Consider the following 24,576-nt stretch of genomic DNA (forward strand, 5'->3'; position numbering starts at 1 on the left):
ACATTGAATCAGCGTTTTAAAGATTTATGGCTAGCAGAAACCATTCGTTTAATTGAACAAACTGATCATTTTGCTGATAGTGAGGCCAATCGTCAGGCTAAAGGCATCAACGGTAATTTAACCCACCGTATATTATTCAGAGCTAAACTTATTGCCCAGCAAATAGGTTTACTGGATCTGCAAAGACGTTATATCAAAGTGTTGCAAATCACCTTATTTGCGCTCTTTTTTATGGCTTTATTGATTGGCACCGGTTTAAGCTTTACCGCATTAAGTCAGGAGCCAGTCAATATATTCTGGGCTTTAATTAGTCTGTTAGGTCTTAACTTTGTTATGCTGCTGATTTGGTTATTCAGCTTTTTATTACTGCCCAAAGAGAGCGGTAGCTTGTTTGTTCAGTTATGGTTATGGCTCAGTCATAAATTTGCTGCCAAACAGACGACGCAACAATTCTTACCAGCCCTCATGGCGTTATCAGGTCATCAGATACGTTGGGCAATCAGTTTTGTGGTCAATCTTTTTTGGACGTTAATCCTGTTATCCAGTTTCTTGATTTTAGTTATTCTTTTTTCGGCTAAACACTACAGCTTTGTTTGGCAAACCACCCTCTTAAATGCGCATTCATTTATCTGGCTAACACAATCGTTAGGTGCTTTTCCTGCGTTGTTGGGATTTGCGGTGCCTGATGTTGAAACCATTCGTCAGAGTGGCGTGCTGGCGTTATCGGCGGGCGAGGTTCGCTCCTCATGGGCGATCTGGCTATTGGGCGTTTTTTTAGCTTATGGATTACTCCCCCGCATGATACTCATGCTCATCAGCGGTTTTATTTGGTCAATCAAGCAGAGAACAGCTCAGCTAAATTTAGCTTTGCCAGCATATCAATTACTCGCTCAGCGCTTACAACCATTCTCTTGCGAAGGACAGATCGTTGATCCTAATTTAATCGCACATGAGTTATCGCAAATCTTGCCATTAGATAGGCAAGGTCGAGGTCAATATCTGGTTGCGATTGAGGTTTATCAAGATTGGCAACCACCGATATCCGTAGATTTCTCCTTTTTAGGGTGCTTAAATCAACGACAGCAGCGCCAACAAGTGTTAGATTATTTACAGCAATATCCCGCACAAAAATTGTTAATTGCTATTGATACCCAGCGTGCCCCTGACCGCGGTATACTCAATTTGATCATTGCACTGATAAATAAATCGCAGCAAACCAGAATATGGCTGCTCAATGAAGGTAAACAGTACCAAAACTGGCGAGCTGATTTAGCTGAGCTTGCACTATTAACGGCACAACCTGATTGGTTAACAGAAGTGGGCTAAGATGAAGAGATTAAATTTAGCGATAGTTGGCCATGCGAATGCAGGAAAAACCTCTTTTTTAAGGACACTAACGCGAAATGGTCATTTTGGTGCTATATCAGATAAACCCGGTACTACCCGTCATGTAGAAAAAATCACGCTAACGATCAATGACCATGAGTCAGTGGTGTTTTATGATACGCCAGGGCTTGAAGATAGCATGTCACTTTATGATTATATTTATAGCTCAATTGGCGTAGGTGAAAAACTTGATGGTATTGATCGTTTACAACGTTTCTTAATCAGTCCGGAAGCTGAGCAGCGTTTTAATCAAGAAGCCAAAGTTATTCGGCAGCTGTTAGTGAGTGATGCGGGACTGTACGTGATTGATGTCACAGAACCGGTATTGGATAAATATCATGACGAATTAGCGATTTTGGCCGATAGTCATAAACCGTTATTGGCTATTTTAAATTTTACCGCCAATGAAGTCAGCTTTGAAGTTGAGTGGAAAGCATTACTGGCGCGGGTTGGTATTCATGCCATTATTCGCTTTGATGCAGTTTTTCCGCCAATAGATGGTGAAACGCGACTTTATCAAAGCTTGTCACTGCTGATCGAATCGGCTAAAACGTTGCTGAATAATTTGGTGACGGAGCTGGAGGTTAAGCGTAAGCAGCGTGAATATCATGCTAGACAACTTATCGCTGAAGCACTGATTGATGTGACGGCCTGTTATCGTACGATTGAACCTGATGATCAACAAGCCATCACAGCTTTACAAGATGAAGTCAGGAAAAGAGAACAAAAGGCGATTAAATCACTGCTTCAGCTTTATCAATTTGATGATCAATATCAAACCTTAGAACAGATGCCCATCATTGCCGGACGCTTCGAGAGTGATCTGTTTAGTCCTGAAGCAATGAAGCTGCTGGGTATCCATATGAGTAAAGGTATGGTCACAGGTGCAATTGCCGGTGCTGGGATTGATCTGGCTGCGGGGGGAATGACATTAGGCGCTGCGGCCTTGATTGGTGCGCTAATTGGTGGCGTTTCGCAGACAGCGAGACATTATGGTGCTAAGATTAGAGGTAAGTTTTCCGGGCAATTAACCTTGACGGTCGATGATGCAGTGATCTGTTTTTTATTTTTAAGATTACAAGCGTTAAAAACAGACTTAGATGCAAGAAGTCATGCTAATACAGATTTAATTGTGATTAACAATCCTGCCTCGACAGTTTGGCAGAAAGGACAATTACCGAAACAATTAATTGTTGCCAGATCACATCCTAAGTGGTCAAGTTTAAATAAATCCTCAGCACTGTATGATGACCAGCGAACTGAAATTGTTAACGAGTTGGCTAAGCAATTAGAATAATTTTTTACTGATTTTCTTTTCATATTCTATTCTATTGGTTATTATGATGTTTGTGATTAATTTATTGAGCGTCGCTCTCTTATGAACTCTACTTTACTCTCCCAATTAAAGCCGAATAGTACCAATATAATAAGACGACTTCGTTCGATTAGTTTTTTTCTGCTATCATTAATTTTTTTCGGCTGTTCAAGTACTAATGCGGTTAGTTATGTCGACCAAAATTCCGATAAACAAGTCTTAATGAATATTCAGTCTCAATATCAGCAGTGGAAAAATACCCCTTATAAATATGGCGGTAGTAGTTATAAAGGCATTGACTGTTCAGCTTTTGTGATGAACGCGTTTCAATCTAAATTTAATGTGAATTTACCAAGAACTACCACACAGCAAGCAAAATTGGGTCATGAAGTCTCGAAGTTAAAAGCGGGTGATCTGGTTTTTTTCAAAACGGGTGAAGGTCGAAGTGGTTTACATGTCGGTATTTATTATAAGAACGGACAATTTTTACATGTTTCATCCCATCATGGCGTACAGCTGGCCAGTTTGAGTAATGAGTACTGGAAATCAAATTATTGGATGAGTCGAAGGGTACTATAAGTTCTATTATCCTCTCAACGCGTGCGCAAATAATAAAAAACCACCCTAAGGTGGTTTTTTTGTCATGAGGCGATATGGCTAATGCTGCTATTGGCTTATATGACGCCTTCCCAGTGTAATGTCACCTCAGCAATAAACGCCGCACATAAAAAGGTACCGGCACAGACGACAAGTGCAACCGGGATGATCCGCCAGGAGATTTTTCTGAACATGGCGAGATCTTTACCAATTGCCAGACCGGCATAAGCTAGAATTGGTGTACATACGGCAAGAAATTGCACATTTTTAGCCGTTGCTATCACCCATTCAGAGATCGGCATCTGCGGTATAGAGACCATAATCGCAACAATTGAAACCCAAAAGATGACGGGTAACTTATTACAGTAAGGTAATTTAGCAATTAGATAGCCAATCGCGGATATAGCGGCCAGTATAGCCACCGCTTTGACTGAGCTCAATATATCAATATGATAGCCAACCGTATTACCCGCTGCCATGATTAAGCTGACCAGAATCAGCACAAAAATCGTTTCCATTATTTTCATTATGAATTACCTGACACATTATCAGTTTTACCAAACATACGGCTAAATACGACGTACATTTTATTCGCAAAAGGTAAAGAGAAGAACATATAGATATAGATGCCAAGTACACTCGACATCAGATTGGCTGAGGCTGCATAGGCACGAATTGATTCGGCCATGGTTGGATAAACCGCGATAATTGAACCAGCTGAAGCAGCCATCATGCTGCCACTACCCACGCCGGCGCCCATTGCCAACGCGTAAGGATGTAAAATACCTAAATTAGCAATAAATGTGGCCAGAATACTGATCCAGATTGCGCCAAACAGTGTGCCACAGATATACATCGCCATCACACCGCTACCTTCCGGTGAATCTAAGCCGTACTTATCGGCAATAATCGCAATATTGGGTTCGCGAGCGACAGAGTAAGTTGCACCGACTGCTTCTCGGCCCATGCCCAGGGCAACGGCAAGCGGCAAGCCAAATAGAATAGTACCGATAAAATGTCCGACTTCCTGAAATAGTAGGGCGCCTTTCGCTTCCATGATATGACTTAAATTCGGGCCAATATCTAAACCAAGTTTGGCAATCAACAGCATTAATGACACGGTCATAATACTACTGGCGTGTTTCATATTGCGTTCTTTTAATATTTTTAATTTAGGAAAACTGATTATGCCACCGATAATCATGGCAAAAATCATCGGTAATAAAGAGATCATCCCTATTTTTTGAATACCGATTAATTCACTGATGATAACAATCACCAAAGCCAACATATGCAATCGCCAATCCTTAAAAACATCCATCTAAAATATGACTCCTATGTTTTATATCAATCCTCTGAATGATATTTATGTGTGTTTTTATTGAGGAGGAACTGTATTATTTTTACTACTATTAAAAGTAGTGAATAAAAAACAGTAGTGGGTATAAAACCATAATCAAATCCGCTGAGCAAATAAAAATTTTTAATACTGTGATATAAACGACACGAGTTCTTTATGCTGTCTAATCTAGACTGGCCGGCAATAGCCGTTTATTATGAAAAATAAGTATTTAAATTTTTATAAAAATTAAGCAGTTATGCTTCTTTACTGAAAAGTAAACAGGAATTATGTTTATTGCAACTGAATTTGTTTTATAATAATTACAATTTTGCGTCAGAGTTAAAGGATATCTTGTATGCGTTCGATTTATTGTGGTCAGTTAAATGCTTCTTTTATTGATGAAGAGGTGACGTTATGTGGTTGGGTGAATAAACGCCGTGACTTAGGTGGTATGATTTTTATTGACATGCGAGATCGTGAAGGCATTGTACAAGTCTTTTTTGACCCAGCTTATAAAGAGGCATTTATACTAGCGGCTGAATTACGTAATGAATTTTGTATTCAAATTAAAGGTAAGGTCAGAGCGCGTCCGGAAGGTCAAAAAAACAAGGACATGTCGACAGGTGAGATCGAAGTGCTTGCGACCGAATTAGTGATCATTAATCGTTCAGAAGTACTGCCTTTAGACTTTAATCAGAACAATACCGAAGAGCAGCGATTAAAATATCGTTATATTGATTTACGTCGCCCAGAAATGGCGCAAATCTTTAAAACCCGCGCCAAAATTACCGCTTTTGTGCGCCGCTTTATGGATGAACATGGTTTTCTCGATATTGAGACACCGATGCTCACTAAAGCCACGCCAGAAGGTGCTCGAGATTATTTAGTGCCAAGTCGAGTGCATAAAGGTGAGTTTTATGCGTTGCCCCAGTCCCCACAACTTTTTAAACAACTCTTAATGATGTCTGGTTTTGATCGTTATTATCAAATTGTTAAATGTTTCCGTGATGAAGATCTCCGTGCTGATCGTCAGCCTGAATTTACCCAGATCGATGTTGAAACGTCGTTTATGAATGCCGCACAAGTACGTGACATAATGGAAACATTGATTCGTCAGTTATGGCTACATGTGAAACAGGTTGATTTAGGTGATTTTCCTGTGATGACATATGCTGAAGCAATGCGCCGCTACGGCTCAGATAAACCGGATTTACGTAATGATTTAGAAATTATTGATGTGGCTGATCTGGTTAAAGAGATTGATTTTAAAGTATTCTCTGAACCTGCCGCAAATCCAACCGGGCGTGTTGCACTATTATGTGTACCTGGTGGTGCTGAACTGAGCCGTAAACAGTTAGATGACTATACTAAATTTATTCAGATTTATGGTGCCAAAGGTATGGCCTGGATAAAAGTCAATAACGTTGAGGCCGGTCTTGAAGGGGTACAAAGCCCGATTGCGAAATTCTTTAATGCCGAGCAAATGCAGCTGTTATTAGCGCGCGCTAATGCGAAGAACAATGATATTCTGCTGTTCGGTGCGGATAGTTATAAAGTCGTGAGTGATGCGCTCGGTGCATTACGCCTTAAAGTGGCCAAGGATTTCGGTTTAACCGATGAAAAACGCTGGTCACCACTGTGGGTGGTTGACTTCCCTATGTTCGAAGAGAACGATGAGGGGGGATTAAGTGCGATGCATCATCCATTTACGTCGCCAAAAGATTACTCACCAGCACAGCTGAAACAAAGTCCTGTGGGCGCTGTCGCTAATGCCTATGATATGGTCATTAATGGCTATGAAGTAGGCGGCGGCTCAGTCCGAATTCACCGTAGTGAGATGCAGCAAGCTGTGTTTTCCATTTTAGGCATCAGCGAACAAGAGCAGCAAGAAAAATTTGGCTTCTTACTTGATGCGTTAAAATATGGTACGCCACCGCATGCTGGATTAGCTTTTGGATTGGATCGATTAACGATGCTTTTAACTGGCACAGATAACATTCGTGACGTGATCGCTTTTCCAAAAACAACAGCAGCGGCTTGTTTATTGACTGATGCACCAAGTCCGGCTAATCCTGCCTCATTACAGGAGTTGGCTATCGAAGTGATTAAAAAAGCGTAAAAGGCTTTTAATGATTGCTCAAGAAGGGGAATGGTTCGCTATTCCCTTTTTTTATGTTCAACCTTATACGCTATGATCGATTAAAGCATGAATATTCAGTACGGCGGTATAATAAGTCGCTGCTTTTGAATGAAAGTTATTAGAGCATAGACCGTTTAATTCATTGACGATCGTTTTCTCAAGATTGGATTCATCATGAAAATATATAAAAAACCAGAATCTGTATTAGTTGTGATTTATGTTGCATTGACTAAACAAGTATTGATGCTACAGAGACAAGATGATCCGCTATTTTGGCAATCGGTCACAGGTAGCCTTGAAGAGAATGAAACACCCTATATGACGGCGATACGAGAAGTTAAAGAAGAGACCGGTATCGATATTATCGCCGATCATTTAACCCTGGTTGATGCCCACTACTCATTAATCTTTGATATTTTTCCGCAATTTTTACATCGCTACCAGCCAGGGGTAACGCAGAATAAAGAGCACTGGTTCTATCTGGCGCTACCTCATGAGTATCCTATTTTGATGACTGAGCACGATAGTTATCAATGGTTACCCTATCAGCAAGCCGCAGCACTGACTAAATCGGCGAATAACGGTCAGGCGATTCTGAAGTTAGCCGAATAATGTTTGGATGATTTATCATCTTCGTTCTATTTTATTGTGCAAATCGCAGTAAACTGATGAAATCGTCCCTCGGATCTGCTAAAATGCCACGTTTTTTATAAAAAATTAGACAGATTATTGGAGATTATTATGGCCGGTCATAGTAAATGGGCTAACACAAAACACCGCAAAGCTGCTCAAGATGCAAAACGCGGTAAGATCTTTACTAAAATCATTCGTGAACTAGTCACTGCTGCAAAGTTAGGCGGTGGTGATGCGGCCTCTAATCCGCGTTTACGTGCTGCAATGGATAAAGCGCTTTCAAATAATATGACGCGCGATACCATGAACCGTGCGATTGCTCGCGGCGTGGGTGGTGAAGATGACAGTAACATGGAAACGATTATTTATGAAGGCTATGGCCCGGCAGGTACTGCGGTTATGGTTGAATGCTTGAGTGATAATCGTAATCGTACCGTTTCTGATGTTCGTCATGCATTTACCAAAACGGGTGGCAATTTAGGTACCGATGGTTCGGTTGCTTATCTTTTCTCTAAAAAAGGGGTCATTTCTTATGCGCCCGGTGTTGATGAAGATAAAGTGATGGAAGCGGCATTAGAAGCAGGCGCTGACGATGTGGTTAATTATGACGATGGTGCCATTGATGTTTTCACTACACCAGAGAGCTTTGGTGAGGTTAAAGATGCACTTGATGCTGCCGGACTGGTGGCTGAATCTGCAGAAGTGTCACTGATTCCAGCGACCAAAGTTGATTTAGATATTGAATCAGCACCTAAATTATTACGCTTAATCGATATGTTAGAAGATTGTGATGATGTACAGGAAGTTTACCATAATGGCGAAGTTTCTGATGAAGTTGCAGCTACGTTATAATTAATGGCCATTATTTTAGGTATTGACCCTGGTTCACGTTTAACTGGATATGGTGTCATTCGTCAATCAGGACGTCAATTAGAATATCTTGGCAGTGGTTGTATTCGAACTGCTGCCCCTGATATACCCACCCGATTAAAGCGTATCTACGCTGGTGTAAACGAAATTATTCAGCAATTTCAACCCCAATTTTTTGCCATTGAACAAGTTTTTATGTCACGTAATGCTGATTCCGCATTGAAATTAGGTCAGGCTCGTGGCGCGGCGATTGTGGCGGCGGTCAATCATGATTTACCGGTTTTTGAATATGCCGCCAGGCAGGTAAAACAGAGTGTGGTTGGCACAGGCGCAGCGGATAAATCACAGGTCCAGCATATGGTAAAAACATTACTTAAATTGCCAGCGTGTCCACAAGCCGATGCGGCTGATGCCTTAGCGATTGCTATTACCCATATTCATATGAGTCAACAGTTGATTAAAGTGAGCAGTAATAAACTGGTTTTGTCATCTCGTTGACAGAGATATCAGCGTCTACGCTGATATTGATCACTTAAAAAAGGGAGCATTCCATGCAGTCAACATTCAATCTGAATGATTTTTTAGCGCAATATTCTCTTTCTATGGGACAATTTATGACCAGTATAGCGATTGTGGGCATACTCTTTGTCTTGGTGTTTGCTGTTGTCTCGTTGATTGCGGCAAAAATGTGTCGGATTCAGTCTGTGCGATTTCGCTCAGCATTGTTGGTGTCGGTTATCTATTTTGCTATCTCGATTTTGAGCGGTTTTTTATTCAGATCCTTGATCATTAACCTCAATTATGCCAGTGAACTGATTAACTTTGTTATTGGTTATGCGCTGCTGAGCTATCTTTATGCGCTCTTTTTTAAAATCTCTTTCCTGCGCGGTCTGCTTATCACGTTTGTGGTAGGTATCATTTTTATGCTGCTGCTTTACTTGGTCAATATCGCCTTGATGTGATAGGAATTGATTGGCTACCTGAGGTGACCAATTTTTTAGGCTGTTTATTTATACAGTTTTTCTTTATTCTTTGAGTCTCATCAGGTAAACTATCCCAAAATATGCGATAAAAGGATAGTGGTGTGATAGGTCGATTACGGGGTATTATTTTAGAAAAGCAGCCGCCTGAAGTACTCATCGAAGTTAATGGCATGGGTTACGAAGTGGCGATGCCGATGACCTGTTTTTATGAGTTACCTGATAATGGTCAAGAAACGATTATTTTCACCCATTTTGTAGTGCGTGAAGATGCGCAGTTACTTTACGGATTTAATCATAAGCAGGAAAGAGCACTATTCCGTGAATTAATCAAAGTCAATGGTGTTGGTCCTAAACTCGCGCTGGCTATCTTATCTGGCATGTCGGCGATTGAGTTTGTTCAGGCTGTTGAACAAGGCGAGATAAAAACCTTAGTGAAACTACCGGGTGTTGGCAATAAAACCGCAGAGCGTTTAATTGTTGAAATGAAAGATCGCCTTAAACGCTTAGGCGGTGATATTCTGAGTCTCAATCAGCATCCGAACACGCCTATGATGCCACTTTATGGTGATACTAATGCGATTGAGTCAGAGGCGATTTCAGCCTTAATTGCGTTAGGTTATAAACCACAGGAAGCGAGTAAAATGATCAGTAAACTCATTCGTCCTGATGTTGATAGTGAAACACTCATTAAAGAAGCCTTAAAAGCAGCTTTATAAAATAGATAAGAAAAACAGAGGTTTTTTATGATTGAAGCAGATCGCCTTATCTCACCCGTCTCTTTAAGAGAAGATGAGACCATTGATCGCGCGATTCGGCCTAAACTGTTGGATGAATATATTGGCCAGCCTCACGTTAAAGAGCAGATGAAAATTTTTATTCAAGCGGCCAAACAGCGTGGCGATGCTTTAGATCATTTACTCATTTTTGGCCCGCCAGGTTTAGGTAAAACAACCTTAGCGAATATTGTCGCCAATGAAATGGGGGTTAATGTTCGTACAACTTCGGGTCCAGTACTGGAAAAAGCGGGTGATTTAGCGGCCATGCTTACCAATCTTGAACCACATGATGTGCTATTTATTGATGAGATTCATCGTCTTTCTCCCGTTGTTGAAGAGATTTTGTATCCGGCGATGGAGGATTATCAGCTCGATATTATGATTGGTGAAGGACCAGCAGCGCGTTCAATTAAGATTGATCTACCGCCTTTTACGCTGATCGGGGCGACAACACGAGCCGGTTCGTTAACTTCGCCACTGCGTGATCGTTTTGGTATTGTGCAGCGTCTTGAATTTTATAAAGTCGACGATCTCGAATATATTGTCAGTCGTAGCGCTAAATATTTAGGATTGAGCTTATCTGATGATGGCTCACATCAAATCGCTAAACGTTCTCGGGGTACGCCGCGTATTGCTAATCGTTTATTGAGACGAGTGCGCGATTTTGCTCAGGTTTGTTCTGATGGCCAGGTAGATGCTATCGTTGCCAGTAAAGCCCTTGATATGCTTGATGTTGATATCGAAGGTTTTGATTTTATGGATCGTAAATTACTGCTGACCGTGATTGAGAAATTTATGGGGGGGCCGGTTGGACTCGATAATCTGGCTGCTGCGATCGGTGAAGAGAAAGATACGATTGAAGATGTCCTTGAACCTTATCTCATTCAGCAAGGTTTTATTCAACGAACGCCGAGAGGACGCATTGCAACGCCGCATGCTTATCGACACTTTGGTATTATCCCAAACGAAGCGTAGCTGGAATATGAAAAAATAGGTGCAAAAGCACCTATTTTTATAGGATATAGAACGAAACGACCATTAGCGCTTCTTATTTAGTAGATATAAACTGATTAACAGAAATAACACACTGGTTAATAGTGCACCAATAAATGGTTTGAAGCCGGCGACAATGCTGATCTGTGAAAATAGCATGTCAGAAATATAAAACAAGAAACCAAAGGTAATCCCCGTTAATACTCTGATTCCCATAGGCACAGATCGCAGCGGTCCAAAAATGAAAGAGAGCGCCATTAACATCATCACGGCAACTGAAAATGGCTTAAAGATTTTCTTCCAAAAAATCAGTTGATAGTTAGCTGAGTCTCGACCACTAGTCTTTAAGTAATTAATGTATTTATACAGACCCGATGCCGATAGTGAACCAGGATCTAAGGCAACAATACCTAATTTATCCGGGGTAATATTGGTTTTCCAGTTCATCGTCAACAGACTGGTACCTGATATTTTATCTGGATTGGATAAATCAGATTCATCCACTTGTGTCAAAAGCCATTCATGATCCTGATATTTACCATAAGCCGCGTGGGTCAGTCGGACTAAACGTCCATCATTGAGGGCATAAATATCGATGTCACTGATCGTATCATCGTTATTCACTCGACCGATATGAATAAAGTCATCGCCATCTTTGGCCCAAATACTGTTTTGCGTTGCGATGAGTGAGCGACCATAAATTTTTTCCGACCGCATATTCGTCGCGATTTGTTCACTGACAGGTGCGACCCATTCGCCAACGATCATCGTAAGCAAAACCAGCGGAATCGCCGTTTTCATCACAGCTTTAGCGATGCTGATTCGGCTAAAACCGGCCGTTTCCATCACAACCAGTTCACTCTTGGCGGCTAAAGTACCCAGACCGATTAATGCACCGAGTAAAGCGGCAATCGGAAAGAAGACTTCAAGATCTTTTGGCACAGTTAACAGACAATAATAAGCGGCAGATAAGGCATCATAGTCTTCACTGACTTTACGCAGCTGATCGATAAACCGAATAATACCGGACAAACCAACGAGCATAAACAGGGTTAAACCAATCGTTTTAAGGATAGTTTTGCCGATATAACGATCTAATATACCAAACATTTAGGCTATTCCTTTTAACTTAAAGCGTAGCTTTCGCATAAATAAACTATGCCAAATATTGCATAAAATAGCGAGTAAGAGATAGCTACCATTGACCACCCACATCCAAACACCGGGATCTAAACGTCCTTTTGCGCCATTAGCTTTGATCGAACTTTGCAGCAAAAAGTACACCAGATAGAGCAGTAAAGCGGGTAAAAAATTGGCTAATTTGCCCTGACGTGGATTAAGCTCTGAAAGCGGAATCACCAAAAAGGCCATTAAAGGTACTGAGAATATTAACGTCAAGCGCCAGTTATATTCAGCTTTGGCTTTAGGGGTGTGGAGTTTACGTAACTGACTATAGCTAAGCAGTTCAACATTATCCTGCATTTTTTGATCGTCAAAAGTTACCGCTTTCGGTTTTACTATCGCTTGATAATCTTTAAAATCACTAATACGGAAGTCACGTAGTTGTGCTGAGCCCTCATAACGCGTCGCATTATCTAATGAAATGATTTGATTACCATCATGATCCTCTATCATTTTACCTTGATTGGCTATAACAATAGACGGTCTTTGACCTGTTTTTGGGTTAAGCTGTGCAATGAAGACATTGTTGATATTATTTTTATTGACATGGCCAATATATAAAACAGAATCATTTTGCGAGGAAGTTTGAAATTGACCTTCTAAAAGGCCAGCTAAACTTGGATTTAATTTCACATTTTCAATTAAATAGGCTTTTTGTTTGCTTGACCAAGGTCCGAGCCAGACTGCGTTGGTAATTGTTAATAAGCAGGTTATAATTGATAAGAACAGCACAACTTTATAGAGAAAAAGTTTTTTCACGCCACAGGCAAACATGGCGGTCATCTCGCTTTCGAGATAAAGCCGACCCAAGGTGATTAAAATGGCTAAAAACAGACTTAATGGCAGAATAAGTTGAGCCATTTCAGAGATGCCTAACATTAAAATAGGCAGAATCAGGTCGCTGGGAATTGATCCGCTTACTGCATCGGCTAAGATACGCACTAATTTTTGTGAAAAAAAGATCAGCAATAATATAAATAAAATAGCTGCTTGCGTTTTTAATGTTTCTTTGATGACATATCTGGTGATAATCACTGCAAATCCTGCAAAATATAAAATAACGACACTCGTTTATTATAGCTCGAAATCATCGTTAACGTTATTGAAATTTTTAGTTGCTAACATTTTACCAGTCGATAGAATAAGATGAAAACGATAAAGGAGTTTATGATGGATTTTTTAGTCAAAAGTGTTGATGTCACCAAACAACGTAGTCAGTGTATTATTCTCAGTGTGTTCGCTAATCAAACTTTAACGGGCGTAGCGCAGCAGATAGATCAGTTAGCGGATGGGTTATTGACTCGTTTAATCAAGCAAGGTGAGCTGAATACAGCATTAGGCGAAACGACACTGCTATATCAAATTCCACAACTCAAAGCGGAAAAAGTATTGATTGTTGGCGCAGGAGATGAAAAATCATTTGATCAGAAAGGTGCTAAACGATGGATTCAAGCGGTTGCAGAAACACTTAAAGCCAAATCGCTTACTGAAGCGATGGTGATTTATTCATTTAATGATGAACTTGATGGCTATTTATTTGGTCGTGCTTTTGCGGAAATCGTTGTTGCAACCAATTATCGTTTCGAACAATTTAAATCAAAGCCGAGCAAATTAGATAATGTCATCAAAAAATTAACCTTGATAACGGCCAATAAAACCCTACAGCAAACCTTAAAACAAGCGATTACTGAAGGAAATGCTATTGCACAAGGTATCCGCGCCGCGAAGGATTTAGCTAATTTACCACCCAATATCTGTAATCCAGACTATTTAGCCAAACAAGGTCTTGCTTTAGCCAAAGATTTTGCTTCAATTAACACAACGGTATTAGATGAAAAACAGCTCAGTAAACTGGGTATGAACGCTTATTTAGCGGTGGGCCAAGGCTCTGATAATGAATCTAAATTAACCGTTATGGAGTATTATGGCGCAAAAGATAAAAAGGCTAAACCCATCGTACTTGTGGGTAAAGGTTTAACCTTTGACTCAGGGGGGATTTCGATTAAGCCTGCAGCAGGTATGGATGAGATGAAATATGATATGTGTGGCGCAGCAACCGTATATGGAGTGATGCAAGCGGTAGCCTCACTTAATTTACCGCTTAATGTTGTCGGCTTAATGGCGGGCTGTGAGAATATGCCCTCATCAGGTGCCTATCGACCGGGTGATATTCTTACCACTATGTCAGGACTGACTGTGGAGGTCATTAATACTGACGCGGAGGGGCGCTTGGTGTTATGTGATACCTTGACCTACGCGGCCCGTTTTAATCCACAGTATGTAATTGATATTGCCACCTTAACCGGGGCTTGTATTATTGCTTTGGGACATCACTATACTGGGGTGATGGCTAATGATAATCAACTAGCTAAACGCTTGCTTAATGCCGCTGAAGTATCTGGTGATAAAGCCTGGCAGTTGCCGTTAGATGAGGATTTCCAAAAACAGATTGATTCTAGTATTGCCGATATTGTCAATGCCGGTGGCCGGGATGGCGGCACTATAACGGCTGGCTGTTTCTTGTCTCGTTTTACCCAAGATTATCAGTGGGCGCATTTAGATATTGCTGGTACAGCCTGGACATCGGGCGCGAAAAAAGGCGCAACAGGTCGACCTGTTGCGATGTTATTACAGTTTTTATTAGCTCAAACCAAAGAGACATTATCATAGAATGAAAAAGGTTCTGTTTTATCTTTTTTCCCAGCCGATTGATAGGCTGACTTTCGGCTTAGAAGAAGAGATATTGCCACATGAATATTTAGCTTGTCAGAAGGTCATCGCATCATGGCAACAGAAAAAACGGGTTTTAGTGGCTTGTCAAACTCAGGCACAGGCTGAAAAAATCGATGAGTTTTTATGGCAGCTAGATACGGCACACTTTGTGCCACATAATTTAGCTGGCGAAGGTCTCAAAGGTGGTACGGCAGTTGAAATTTGTTGGCCGGAAAGACGCGGTAGTGGGGCAAGGCAGCTACTCATTAATTTACAAGATAGCTTTGCTGATTTTGCCCTGATGTTTCAGGATATTATTGATTTTGTCCCTTATGATGAGGCGCGCAAGATATTAGCCAGAGAGCGTTATAAAGCCTATAAAAATATGGGCTTTAATTTAAAAACTATTAATATTGACTCATTAGATTAAGGTTTCACCTTTCGCAAACCGCGGCGATATCATCTGATGAGTGAGTCACGCTCTGACTCGCTAATTTATCTAAAAAATTATCACTTAGCATAAATAAGATCATATCGAACAAGTGGTCTGTTTGAGCTCATGCTTAGTGTTCACGTAATAGTACTAAATCGCTTATTTTATAGCTATATTATGTTGCCCAGCCGGTCAAAATCTGTGTTTGCGTCTCTTTTACGCCGGTTTGCCATATAACTAGCATGAGGCTGTCTGGCTGTTCATAAAAGCCACCATAGTTACCATCACCAATATATTCTTTTACTTTTTGTGGCGGTAATTGGTGCAATAACTCAAGATCTATCTGCGCTTTAGCCGATTTTGGCATAATGACATCTTGTAAACGTGTCCAGGGGAAATTCTCCATCTAGGAGGCATGTGAGGCGGTCTTATCAATAGCTTTAATTTTTCGCATGGTTAAAGGGGCCGACCACCAGTGAGGTTACTTTATCCGAGCATCGATATGTGTCACCAGCCATTGCAATCAGGAAAATGACCATCAAAATAGTATGGATCGAACGGATGGCAGAGGATTGATAGCGATCGGCCAGATAATCAGCCATCGAGAGAAAGTTCTTATGTTTTATCAGTTGCATTAATTTCTTTCCCACCAATAGCACGGGAATAAGCATCGAGAACGCAACATTTGGCAGCGTAATACTCATACCAGCAAAGCCATTGAGGTAAGCAATGCCCGGTACTCCCATGAACGTGCTCATGTGGTACTGTGTGGCAAAATAGGCGATGCCTGATACGATGGCGCCAGCCTTCTCCCCCATGGCTAAAAAATCTTTCATATTATTTGTCTGGCGGGCAGCGATATAGCCAATACACGCGATGATCACAAAATAGGTTCTGATAACAATAATAAAAGCAATGGCGGTGGGATAAACCAGCTGATCAATATTTCTCATTAAAAGCCAGCTCGTGATTAGCTTTCTTCTTCTTCAAAATTTTTGTACTCAGGTCTTTTCATACACAAACAAGCATAAATAATCGTTAAGACTAAAATAACAAAACCATGCAGCAACCAGCCAAATAGAAATAGGGGTACCCCAAAAAAATCGTCATTGTACTGTATATTGTAATACCAAGGGAGCGGTACCATAATTAACATATAAAGTAATAAAAATAAAAAAAGCCAATTTCTTTCAAAATTATCTTTAATTTTTTTCACGTCAGTCTCCAGATTTCTTCAAGCAAATAGATCAATTTGAGTCAACTTACTCTTCAGTATTAAAATAAAAGTAGGGCAATAAATAATCGGTTTGTTTAGTTAAATAGTCAGCGGATTTTTTTATTTTTATCGCTAATGCGGTCGTTAAACTTTCAATTAGGGCAAACATCGCCATATTAATCGTATAAAGAATATTATACTGAGCAATGGCGAGTAACGTCACATCGGCAAATGCCACCATCGGTAATGATAAACAGTCAGTGATAGCCAGTATTTTGATATTCTTTTCTTTAGCTTGTATTAATAACTCGATAATCCCTTTTGAGCAACCGGGTAAACAGATAGCAATGATCAGGTCGTTTTCACCTAACATACTGACACGGAGAAAAGCTCTCGCTATCCCGCAGATGCCGGTAATATCTTTAATTTTATTGAAAATAAAAGGTTTCATGCTGCTGACCAAAAAAGAAGCATACAGAGTGCTGACAGACATACCTGCAACACAGATATTGTCGGATTAATCGCTTGTTCCAAATACTTTTCAGACAACTGTGCTTTGGTTTTGATTAATTGAGCGATGGAGTTATCCAGGCTATCTGAAATAGTTTGCATTGAAGTATCAAGATGATGTGACACTCGGCTCAACTTTTCAGCTGGCTCAAATAATTTATTAAATAGTTCTCTCATGGCTAAACGAAAATAAGGATAACCAGAATAACCACAGTGATGAACAAAACGATTCACCGTTGCAACCGACACATCCGATTCTTTTACCAGTTCGTCAATTGTCATCGATGAGGCTAAAAAGGTATTATTGATAATGATGTGTGCATCATGCTGGTAAGCTTTAGACAATTCGGGTTGTGATTTTTTGATACGTTCAATCAAATTACTGTCTGGCTGCATAATAAAATTAGTTATATGGTTAATTTTTAAAAACTTTATCAGGATAGCACTAAAAAGATTGCTTGATAATTTTTTTTACGTTTTTGACATGTTTGTGTTTATATTGGCTACAAGTTGATTATATGGAATAATTTGTCACTATTACGTATCGATTTAGGTGATTTTTATTTTTTAAAAAATTAGTTGTTACAAGTTATTGCTTGATAATGAGGGCGATTTAATGTGATCTTGTCTTGTGGGATAGGGCATCAGATTAGATTGAAACTTGATTTGAGCAGTGGCAGCCTTTTTTGCTATGATTGAAAGTCTTAAGATCAGCTAAGGTTTTTCGTAATAATCACTTTGAATCTTTTTACTTTATAGTAGAATAGGAAAAATTTTATTCGTTCAAACTGAACAATAGCCAATAAAACATGCTTCTCTGAGAGATCTATTTTAGTGGCGGAGAGAGCCGCGTTACTTGGGCTATTTTATTGATATGATGAGATTGATTGAGAACTCAGTGGTCAGGTCTTGTTCGCATCATGTCAATCATCATATGACGTTTGTTGTTTGCCTTAATTATTCACTAATCGATTAGACATAAACATGAAGAATACACTAGATAAAACCTATAATCCGCTAGACATTGAGCAGCCTATCTACCAGCATTGGGAATCTGAAGGATATTTTAAGCCTAATGGTGATAAATCAGCCCCGAGTTACTGTATTGCGATTCCACCGCCGAATGTGACGGGGAGTCTACATATGGGTCATGCTTTCCAGCAAACCATTATGGATGCGTTGATTCGTTATCACCGTATGCAGGGGGACAATACCTTATGGCAATCCGGGACTGACCATGCAGGTATTGCAACACAGATGGTCGTGGAACGCAAAGTTGCGGCGGAAGAGAATAAAACCCGTCATGATTATGGACGAGAGACTTTCATCGACAAAATTTGGCAGTGGAAAGCGGAGTCAGGAGGTTCAATTACTCGTCAGATGCGACGTCTAGGTGATTCTGTCGACTGGCAACGTGAACGCTTTACCATGGACGAAGGGCTATCTAATGCAGTAAAAGAAGTCTTTGTGCGCTTATATAAAGAGGGCTTAATTTATCGAGGTAAACGTTTAGTTAACTGGGATCCTAAGTTACGTACGGCGATTTCGGATTTAGAAGTTGAGAATCGAGACGTTAAAGGATCAATGTGGTATTTACGTTATCCGTTAGCCAATGGTGCAAAAACAGCGGAAGGTAAAGATTACTTAGTGGTGGCGACAACGCGCCCAGAAACGGTCTTTGGTGATACTGGCGTTGCAGTCAATCCGAAAGATCCACGCTATAAAGACTTGATTGGCCAGCATGTGATTTTGCCACTGGTTGAGCGCATGATTCCGATTGTCGGTGATGAGCATGCTGATATGGAAAAAGGCACTGGCTGCGTTAAAATTACCCCTGCACACGATTTTAATGACTATGAAGTCGGCCGTCGTCATCAGTTACCGATGATCAATATTTTCTCTTTTGATGGTGATATTCTGGCACAGGCTGAAGTGTATGACACGCATGGTCATATAAGCGATGTTTACGATAAAGCGATACCGGTAGCATTTCAAAATCTAGAAAGATTTGCCGCACGTAAAGCCATTATCGCCACGTTTGAAGCATCGGGTGTATTAGAGAAAATTGAGCCGCATAATTTAACCATTCCTTACGGTGATCGTGGTGGAGTGGTTATTGAGCCGATGCTGACCGATCAATGGTATGTAAAAACTAAACCACTGGCTGAAGTCGCCATTGATGCGGTTAAATCAGGCGAAATTCAGTTTGTCCCAAAACAGTATGAAAATATGTATTTTTCTTGGATGAATGATATTCAGGACTGGTGTATTTCTCGTCAACTTTGGTGGGGACATCGTATTCCAGCCTGGTATGATGAACAAGGTAATATCTATGTTGGACGTACTGAGGACGAAGTCAGAAAAGAACATCATTTAGATTCACATGTTGTTTTAAAACAAGATGAAGATGTACTGGATACCTGGTTCTCTTCTGGTTTATGGACTTTCTCAACTTTAGGCTGGCCAGAAAATACTGATGATTTAGCAACGTTCCATCCAACCAATGTGCTGGTCACCGGTTTTGATATTATTTTCTTTTGGGTTGCCAGAATGATCATGCTGACGATGCATTTTCTCAAAGATGAAAATGGTAAGCCGCAAGTGCCATTTAAAACCGTCTATGTCACGGGTCTTATCCGTGATGATGAAGGCCAGAAGATGTCTAAATCGAAAGGTAATGTTATCGATCCTTTAGATATGATTGATGGTATTTCACTGCCTGAACTCGTTGAGAAACGTACCGGCAATATGATGCAGCCGCAATTGGCAGAAAAGATCTGCAAACGGACGGAAAAACAGTTCCCAAATGGCATTGAAGCACATGGTACTGATGCACTACGTTTTACCTTAGCGGCATTAGCCACAACTGGCCGAGATATCAACTGGGATATGAAGCGCTTAGAGGGATATCGCAACTTCTGTAATAAACTTTGGAATGCCAGCCGTTATGTGTTGATGAATACCGAAGGTCATGACTGTGGCTTCTCTGGGGGTGAAATGGCACTCTCATTAGCCGATAAATGGGTGTTGGCTGAATTTAATCAAACGATTAAAGCTTATCGTGAAGCACTAGATACGTACCGTTTTGATATTGCTGCGAACATTTTATATGAGTTTACCTGGAATCAGTTCTGTGATTGGTATTTAGAACTCACCAAATCGGTACTAACTTCCGGTAGTGCAGCGCAGCAACGTGCCGCCAGACATACCCTGATTAGCGTACTGGAAGCGCTATTAAGATTGGCCCATCCAATTATTCCGTTTATTACCGAAGCTATCTGGCAAAATATTAAAGGATTAATGAATATTGCCGCTGATACGATTATGTTACAGCCAATGCCTGAATTTGATGCTCGTATGCTCGATGAACAGGCGGTAGGTGATCTCAACTGGATTAAACAAGTGGTCATTGCGGTCAGAAATATTCGTGCTGAAATGAATATTGCGCCAAGTAAGCCACTCGAACTGCTTATTCGTGACGCTTCGGCGGCAACACATCGCCGCGTGAGTGATAATGTCCGCTTTATTGAATCTTTAGCGAAACTCTCACACATTGTGATTTTAGAAGGTGCAGAAAAAGGGCCAGTATCAGTCACTAAACTGGTTGATGGTGCTGAATTACTCATTCCAATGGCGGGTTTAATTGATAAGCAGACTGAGCTCGGACGCCTAAATAAAGAGATGGCTAAGCTTGATGATGAGATCAATCGCCTCGATAGCAAACTCTCCAACGCCAGTTTTGTGGATAAAGCACCTGAAACCGTGGTTGCCAAAGAGAAAGAGAAATTAAAATCTTATCAAGATGATCGACTGAAATTAGAAGAGCAATATCGTATTATTGAAAACTTATAAAATTATCATGATTGATACTTAAAAACCTGCCATAGGCAGGTTTTTTGTTTTTAGGTGAGGCGAAATGAAATCTGGTTGATGAGGGCATTTCGATGTTTTATTGTTAGTATGAAATGTCAATATGAATAGGATAAATGAGTATCACCAATGTTGGTGAGTAGTAAACAGAGACAGGTTTTTTAGCGTAATAGTTAGTATACTTGACTCGAACACTGTTGGCGTATGTACTTTAGATGCGCTGTGTTATTAACCTATTGAGTGAATTTATATGTATCTTATTTCTATTTCAGATATTACTGTGGCTTATTTATTTGTTGATTATATGGCGGCTCAAGCTATTACTATTCGCCTTGAAAGCAAAGATAATCAACAAGTAGATCTCTATTTGGATGATGAAACGCAGTTAGCATTTGTTCAGCAAGCATTAAAGTCATTTATTGAAAATCCGGATGATCCGCGCTATCGCGAAGTAAGTTGGCAAATAGGCAAGCTACAACAGCATAACTTAACATCGACTTCGTTATTGAATATTCGTCATACTGGCATTATAACAACATCCGTTGCTGTACTTTGTATTATTTTGTTTTTGATTGAGCGTGTAGCTGGCCCTCAGGCTGTTCTGGCTTATTTTGGTTTTCCGGTTGGCGGGAACATGTCAGGTCAATTATGGCGATGGTTAACGCCCATTTTTCTTCATTTTTCATTACTGCATATTCTATTTAATCTTTGTTGGTGGTGGTATTTAGGCGGCATGGTTGAGCAGCGACTTGGTAAAGTAACATTACTAGAAATTACGTTGCTGGCAGGTCTTATTTCCAACTATAGTGAGGCAATCTTGGTTGGTTCTGCTTTTGGTGGATTATCTGGTGTAATTTATGCGTTAATGGGGTATGCATGGCTGATGGGTGAGTTTAAGAGTCAATCAGGCATCTACCTGGAAAGAGGGCTGTTATTGATTGCGATTATCTGGTTGATTGCCGGATTTTCTGGCTATTTAGGCCCGATAGCTAATATCGCGCATCTATCTGGTCTGATTGTCGGTCTATTGATAGCAGCTAAAGATATCATGTTCAAATTAAAATAGTTATGGAATCTGAAGAAATAAGATACTGCTCACATGAGATAATCGGATTTTTACGATTAACGGCGTGGTGTTAAGTTTTATTTTCGATTGATAATTCAAAAAAGAGAAGAGACAACCGCCGTAGCGGTTGTCTTAATCATGCTATTTATCCGCTAACTTATAACCAATAATATAATCACCGCGCACGGGTGACTGACGAGCACCACCTGCATTAATGACAATATACTGTTTACCTGTTGTTGGAGAGACATAAGTAATTGGCGTACCCTGACTACCTACCGGTAGACGTGATTTCCAAATTTCTTTACCTGTCGCACTATCAAAGGCTCGTAGATAAAAATCTTGTGTACCAGCAAAGAATAGTAAGCCGGATTTAGTGGCCATAGAACCACCTAAAGTAGGCATACCAACTGGCATCGCTGTTTTCATTGGAATACCGAAGATACCCGTATCCATTACAGTACCAACAGGTACCTGCCAGACGATTTTTTTCGTTTTTAAATCGATAGCGGTCATCGTGCCATAAGGTGGTTTTTGACACGGTATGCCGAGTGGTGACATGAAGCGTATACGCATAGCTCCATATGGTGTACCATCTTGCGGGACGACACCCATCTCAATACCGCTACTATCGGTTGGAACTTGAGCACGTGGAATCATCCAGTTGGTTAGACCAATACGCATATCATTGACGAACATATAACTGGTCGTTGGATCAACCGAAACACTGCCCCAGTTCATACCACCCAATGAGCCAGGGTATTGTAACGTTTTACCCATGCCTGGTGGCGTGAAAAGACCATCATATTCTGATCCCATAAAATCAATACGACACATCAACTGATCAAAGGGAGTCGCGCCCCACATATCAGATTCTTTTAATGTTTCATTACCGATGGAAGGCATACCGACAGAGAATGGTTGTGTTTTAGAATAAACTTCACCAGGTACGTTACCTTGAGGTACTGGAAGTTCTTTCACTTCAGTGATTGATTCACCAGTTTTACGATTTAATAGAAAGATTTCACCTGATTTTGTGGTCTGTACTAAAGCAGGAATGCTACCACCATTACCGTCTGGAATATCATAAAGTAGCGGTTGTGAAGGTAGATCATAATCCCATAAATCGTGGTGGACGGTTTGATAGGTCCATTTGATATCTCCAGTTTTACGATCTAAAGCCACCACTGAAGAGTTATATTTATTATCTAAATCAGTTCTTTCTGCACCGAAAAAGTCCGGTGTTGCATTACCAGTAGATGCATAAATCGTATCGAGAGCCGGATCATAAGCCATCGTCGCCCAAACATTTACCGTACCACGGGTATAAATACCACCATCAGCCGGTACAGTTTTAGTACTCATATTGCCTGGATCCCATGCCCAAACTAACTGTCCAGTATGAACGTCATAGGCACGAATAACCCCACCAGGTTCACCCGTTGAGTAGTTATCAGCGACTCGACCACCCACAACCACGACATCATCAGCAACTAATGGTGCTGCGGTTGGTTGATAGAAACCGGGTTTAATCTCACCCATATTCTTTTTAAGATTGACAACCCCTTTATCACCAAAATCTTCACATAATTGGCCTGTTTGGGCATCAATTGCCATCAGTCTGCCGTCACTGGTATTCATCAAAATACGACTATGGCAAACTAAGTCACTATTGGCTGATTGATTATCTGTTGTATTGTTGCTGGCACTATCTTCATAGTAACCAACACCGCGACAACGCTGCCAGTTTGGTACACTTGACTTAGGATCAAATTTCCACTGCTCTTTACCTGTATCAGCATTAAGTGAAATGACAATATTATTTGGCGTACAAATGTATAAAGAGTCGTTGATTTGCAGTGGTGTATCTTGATCTTCACCGCCAGCACCACTAAATGGTGGAATATCACCCGTATGATACGTCCAGGCAACTTCTAATTGATTAATATTATCTTTGGTGATTTGATCGGCACCAGAAAAACGTGTTCCTTTAGTGGTATTAGCATAGTTTTTCCAGTCAGTAGGTAAATCATCTTGGCTCACAGTATTTAATTGTGGCAATTGATTACTTTCAATCGTATTATGCTTAACAAAGCCTAAACCGATTGAAATAACTAAAAGAATCGCGATAACTCCACCCAATTTATAGCCCGTGTTGGAGCGTTTTGTTGAGGATGCTTTAAGTAAAGAAGGGTAGGCAAAAGCCACCAACATTGCAAAACCGCCGAGAAAAGCGAGACGAGAAAGCAGTTGCCAGTAATCGAAGCCAACCTCCCACAGTGACCATATAATCGTTAGTACATAAGCTATGGCATAAATCCATGCACCAACAGGACGAAGCCTAAATAGTAAAATACCTGAAAGTAACATAGCAATGCCCATTAAGACAAAATACCAGCTACCGCCAAGCATAACTAAGCGAGTTCCTTGTATAGCTAAAAACAATCCGGCAATAATAAAGATAAGACTTAGTAGCCAGATTAAGTTTTTAGAGATAAAACTGATTCCACGATGATTAATCATTCCTTTAACTCCATTGAATGTAACACTGC

Annotated in this window: 24 protein-coding genes; 14 read left to right on the top strand and 10 right to left on the bottom strand. The window is 40.5% G+C overall.

The features are described 5' to 3' along the window. Window positions 1-3: 3 nt before the first annotated feature. The 3 genes from RHO15_05655 to RHO15_05665 all read left to right on the top strand — a co-directional run bounded on the left by RHO15_05655 (window position 4) and on the right by RHO15_05665 (window position 3,280). Window positions 4-1,326 carry a DUF2868 domain-containing protein gene (locus RHO15_05655; protein ID WVD62967.1) on the top strand — a complete coding sequence of 441 codons (1,323 nt, stop codon included), beginning with the start codon at window positions 4-6 and terminating at the stop codon, window positions 1,324-1,326. A gap of 1 nt (window position 1,327) precedes the next feature. Continuing rightward, complete coding sequence (locus RHO15_05660) at window positions 1,328-2,683, top strand: GTPase/DUF3482 domain-containing protein (protein ID WVD62968.1); 1,356 nt, start codon at window positions 1,328-1,330, stop codon at window positions 2,681-2,683. Between the two features lie 81 nt (window positions 2,684-2,764). Continuing rightward, entirely contained in the window at window positions 2,765-3,280 is a 516-nt protein-coding gene (locus RHO15_05665; GenBank protein ID WVD62969.1) for an NlpC/P60 family protein, read from the top strand. Between the two features lie 95 nt (window positions 3,281-3,375). Here the strand turns inward: RHO15_05665 and RHO15_05670 are convergent, their stop codons facing one another. Both RHO15_05670 and RHO15_05675 read right to left on the bottom strand, forming a co-directional pair. Then, window positions 3,376-3,825, bottom strand: a complete 450-nt coding sequence (locus tag RHO15_05670; protein WVD62970.1) for a hypothetical protein — start codon at window positions 3,823-3,825, stop codon at window positions 3,376-3,378. Continuing rightward, window positions 3,825-4,619, bottom strand: coding sequence for a DUF3100 domain-containing protein (locus RHO15_05675; protein WVD62971.1), 795 nt, complete (start codon window positions 4,617-4,619; stop codon window positions 3,825-3,827). Before RHO15_05675 ends, RHO15_05670 begins: the two co-directional genes overlap by 1 nt. Window positions 4,620-4,995: 376 nt before the next feature. Here RHO15_05675 and aspS point away from each other — a divergent pair, with 376 nt between their 5' ends. From aspS to ruvB, 7 genes are all read left to right on the top strand, one after another. Beyond that, window positions 4,996-6,759 carry an aspartate--tRNA ligase gene (aspS, locus tag RHO15_05680; GenBank protein WVD62972.1) on the top strand — a complete coding sequence of 588 codons (1,764 nt, stop codon included), beginning with the start codon at window positions 4,996-4,998 and terminating at the stop codon, window positions 6,757-6,759. Window positions 6,760-6,954: 195 nt separating this feature from the next. After that, window positions 6,955-7,392 carry a dihydroneopterin triphosphate diphosphatase gene (gene nudB / locus RHO15_05685; GenBank protein WVD62973.1) on the top strand — a complete coding sequence of 146 codons (438 nt, stop codon included), beginning with the start codon at window positions 6,955-6,957 and terminating at the stop codon, window positions 7,390-7,392. A 129-nt stretch (window positions 7,393-7,521) separates the two neighbouring features. Next, complete coding sequence (locus RHO15_05690; GenBank protein WVD62974.1) at window positions 7,522-8,265, top strand: YebC/PmpR family DNA-binding transcriptional regulator; 744 nt, start codon at window positions 7,522-7,524, stop codon at window positions 8,263-8,265. A 3-nt stretch (window positions 8,266-8,268) separates the two neighbouring features. Then, window positions 8,269-8,781, top strand: coding sequence for a crossover junction endodeoxyribonuclease RuvC (ruvC, locus tag RHO15_05695; GenBank protein ID WVD62975.1), 513 nt, complete (start codon window positions 8,269-8,271; stop codon window positions 8,779-8,781). A 53-nt stretch (window positions 8,782-8,834) separates the two neighbouring features. Next, window positions 8,835-9,245, top strand: coding sequence for a hypothetical protein (locus RHO15_05700; protein ID WVD62976.1), 411 nt, complete (start codon window positions 8,835-8,837; stop codon window positions 9,243-9,245). A gap of 122 nt (window positions 9,246-9,367) precedes the next feature. Continuing rightward, window positions 9,368-9,982, top strand: a complete 615-nt coding sequence (gene ruvA, locus RHO15_05705; protein ID WVD62977.1) for a Holliday junction branch migration protein RuvA — start codon at window positions 9,368-9,370, stop codon at window positions 9,980-9,982. A 27-nt stretch (window positions 9,983-10,009) separates the two neighbouring features. Further along, window positions 10,010-11,017, top strand: a complete 1,008-nt coding sequence (gene ruvB, locus RHO15_05710; GenBank protein WVD62978.1) for a Holliday junction branch migration DNA helicase RuvB — start codon at window positions 10,010-10,012, stop codon at window positions 11,015-11,017. Between the two features lie 63 nt (window positions 11,018-11,080). Here ruvB and lptG read toward each other — a convergent pair whose 3' ends face one another. Continuing rightward, window positions 11,081-12,145, bottom strand: a complete 1,065-nt coding sequence (gene lptG, locus RHO15_05715) for an LPS export ABC transporter permease LptG (GenBank protein ID WVD62979.1) — start codon at window positions 12,143-12,145, stop codon at window positions 11,081-11,083. Beyond that, entirely contained in the window at window positions 12,146-13,252 is a 1,107-nt protein-coding gene (gene lptF / locus RHO15_05720; GenBank protein WVD62980.1) for an LPS export ABC transporter permease LptF, read from the bottom strand. Between the two features lie 132 nt (window positions 13,253-13,384). Here lptF and RHO15_05725 point away from each other — a divergent pair, with 132 nt between their 5' ends. Continuing rightward, on the top strand, window positions 13,385-14,887 hold the full coding sequence (locus RHO15_05725) for a leucyl aminopeptidase (GenBank protein ID WVD62981.1): 1,503 nt from the start codon (window positions 13,385-13,387) through the stop codon (window positions 14,885-14,887). A gap of 1 nt (window position 14,888) precedes the next feature. After that, on the top strand, window positions 14,889-15,359 hold the full coding sequence (locus RHO15_05730; protein ID WVD62982.1) for a DNA polymerase III subunit chi: 471 nt from the start codon (window positions 14,889-14,891) through the stop codon (window positions 15,357-15,359). A 178-nt stretch (window positions 15,360-15,537) separates the two neighbouring features. Here RHO15_05730 and RHO15_05735 read toward each other — a convergent pair whose 3' ends face one another. From RHO15_05735 to RHO15_05755, 5 genes are read right to left on the bottom strand one after another with little or no spacing between them, the layout of a single operon-like run. After that, window positions 15,538-15,768 carry a hypothetical protein gene (locus RHO15_05735; GenBank protein ID WVD62983.1) on the bottom strand — a complete coding sequence of 77 codons (231 nt, stop codon included), beginning with the start codon at window positions 15,766-15,768 and terminating at the stop codon, window positions 15,538-15,540. 34 nt (window positions 15,769-15,802) lie between these two features. Beyond that, window positions 15,803-16,315 carry a hypothetical protein gene (locus RHO15_05740; GenBank protein ID WVD62984.1) on the bottom strand — a complete coding sequence of 171 codons (513 nt, stop codon included), beginning with the start codon at window positions 16,313-16,315 and terminating at the stop codon, window positions 15,803-15,805. 17 nt (window positions 16,316-16,332) lie between these two features. Next, a complete protein-coding gene (locus RHO15_05745) occupies window positions 16,333-16,578 on the bottom strand; it encodes a hypothetical protein (protein WVD62985.1) in 246 nt (81 codons plus the stop codon). 46 nt (window positions 16,579-16,624) lie between these two features. Beyond that, the gene (locus tag RHO15_05750) at window positions 16,625-17,029 is read right to left on the bottom strand and encodes an SIS domain-containing protein (protein ID WVD62986.1); all 405 of its coding nucleotides are present in this window, start codon (window positions 17,027-17,029) and stop codon (window positions 16,625-16,627) included. Next, window positions 17,026-17,484 (bottom strand): hypothetical protein, encoded by a 459-nt coding sequence (locus tag RHO15_05755; GenBank protein ID WVD62987.1) that lies wholly within the window; start codon window positions 17,482-17,484, stop codon window positions 17,026-17,028. Before RHO15_05755 ends, RHO15_05750 begins: the two co-directional genes overlap by 4 nt. Before the next feature lie 588 nt (window positions 17,485-18,072). On the opposite strand from RHO15_05755, the gene RHO15_05760 reads away from it, so the two are divergent. After that, window positions 18,073-20,940, top strand: a complete 2,868-nt coding sequence (locus tag RHO15_05760) for a valine--tRNA ligase (protein WVD62988.1) — start codon at window positions 18,073-18,075, stop codon at window positions 20,938-20,940. A gap of 268 nt (window positions 20,941-21,208) precedes the next feature. Further along, entirely contained in the window at window positions 21,209-22,024 is an 816-nt protein-coding gene (gene glpG, locus RHO15_05765; protein WVD62989.1) for a rhomboid family intramembrane serine protease GlpG, read from the top strand. Between the two features lie 141 nt (window positions 22,025-22,165). Here glpG and RHO15_05770 read toward each other — a convergent pair whose 3' ends face one another. Continuing rightward, window positions 22,166-24,547 (bottom strand): membrane-bound PQQ-dependent dehydrogenase, glucose/quinate/shikimate family, encoded by a 2,382-nt coding sequence (locus RHO15_05770; protein WVD62990.1) that lies wholly within the window; start codon window positions 24,545-24,547, stop codon window positions 22,166-22,168. Window positions 24,548-24,576 lie beyond the last annotated feature (29 nt).

The organism is Orbaceae bacterium lpD01, from assembly GCA_036251705.1.
GTDB lineage: Bacteria > Pseudomonadota > Gammaproteobacteria > Enterobacterales > Orbaceae > Utexia > Utexia brackfieldae.

Excerpts from the sequence above, each read along its gene's own strand:
- RHO15_05660 (WVD62968.1), top strand. The coding sequence starts at position 1,328 with ATGAAGAGATTAAATTTAGCGATAGTTGGCCATGCGAATGCAGGAAAA.
- RHO15_05665 (WVD62969.1), top strand. The coding sequence starts at position 2,765 with ATGAACTCTACTTTACTCTCCCAATTAAAGCCGAATAGTACCAATATA.
- RHO15_05670 (WVD62970.1), bottom strand. The coding sequence starts at position 3,825 with ATGAAAATAATGGAAACGATTTTTGTGCTGATTCTGGTCAGCTTAATC.
- RHO15_05675 (WVD62971.1), bottom strand. The coding sequence starts at position 4,619 with ATGGATGTTTTTAAGGATTGGCGATTGCATATGTTGGCTTTGGTGATT.
- aspS (WVD62972.1), top strand. The coding sequence starts at position 4,996 with ATGCGTTCGATTTATTGTGGTCAGTTAAATGCTTCTTTTATTGATGAA.
- nudB (WVD62973.1), top strand. The coding sequence starts at position 6,955 with ATGAAAATATATAAAAAACCAGAATCTGTATTAGTTGTGATTTATGTT.
- RHO15_05690 (WVD62974.1), top strand. The coding sequence starts at position 7,522 with ATGGCCGGTCATAGTAAATGGGCTAACACAAAACACCGCAAAGCTGCT.
- ruvC (WVD62975.1), top strand. The coding sequence starts at position 8,269 with ATGGCCATTATTTTAGGTATTGACCCTGGTTCACGTTTAACTGGATAT.
- RHO15_05700 (WVD62976.1), top strand. The coding sequence starts at position 8,835 with ATGCAGTCAACATTCAATCTGAATGATTTTTTAGCGCAATATTCTCTT.
- ruvB (WVD62978.1), top strand. The coding sequence starts at position 10,010 with ATGATTGAAGCAGATCGCCTTATCTCACCCGTCTCTTTAAGAGAAGAT.
- lptG (WVD62979.1), bottom strand. The coding sequence starts at position 12,145 with ATGTTTGGTATATTAGATCGTTATATCGGCAAAACTATCCTTAAAACG.
- RHO15_05725 (WVD62981.1), top strand. The coding sequence starts at position 13,385 with ATGATGGATTTTTTAGTCAAAAGTGTTGATGTCACCAAACAACGTAGT.
- RHO15_05730 (WVD62982.1), top strand. The coding sequence starts at position 14,889 with ATGAAAAAGGTTCTGTTTTATCTTTTTTCCCAGCCGATTGATAGGCTG.
- RHO15_05735 (WVD62983.1), bottom strand. The coding sequence starts at position 15,768 with ATGGAGAATTTCCCCTGGACACGTTTACAAGATGTCATTATGCCAAAA.
- RHO15_05740 (WVD62984.1), bottom strand. The coding sequence starts at position 16,315 with ATGAGAAATATTGATCAGCTGGTTTATCCCACCGCCATTGCTTTTATT.
- RHO15_05750 (WVD62986.1), bottom strand. The coding sequence starts at position 17,029 with ATGAAACCTTTTATTTTCAATAAAATTAAAGATATTACCGGCATCTGC.
- RHO15_05755 (WVD62987.1), bottom strand. The coding sequence starts at position 17,484 with ATGCAGCCAGACAGTAATTTGATTGAACGTATCAAAAAATCACAACCC.
- RHO15_05760 (WVD62988.1), top strand. The coding sequence starts at position 18,073 with ATGAAGAATACACTAGATAAAACCTATAATCCGCTAGACATTGAGCAG.
- glpG (WVD62989.1), top strand. The coding sequence starts at position 21,209 with ATGTATCTTATTTCTATTTCAGATATTACTGTGGCTTATTTATTTGTT.
- RHO15_05770 (WVD62990.1), bottom strand. The coding sequence starts at position 24,547 with ATGATTAATCATCGTGGAATCAGTTTTATCTCTAAAAACTTAATCTGG.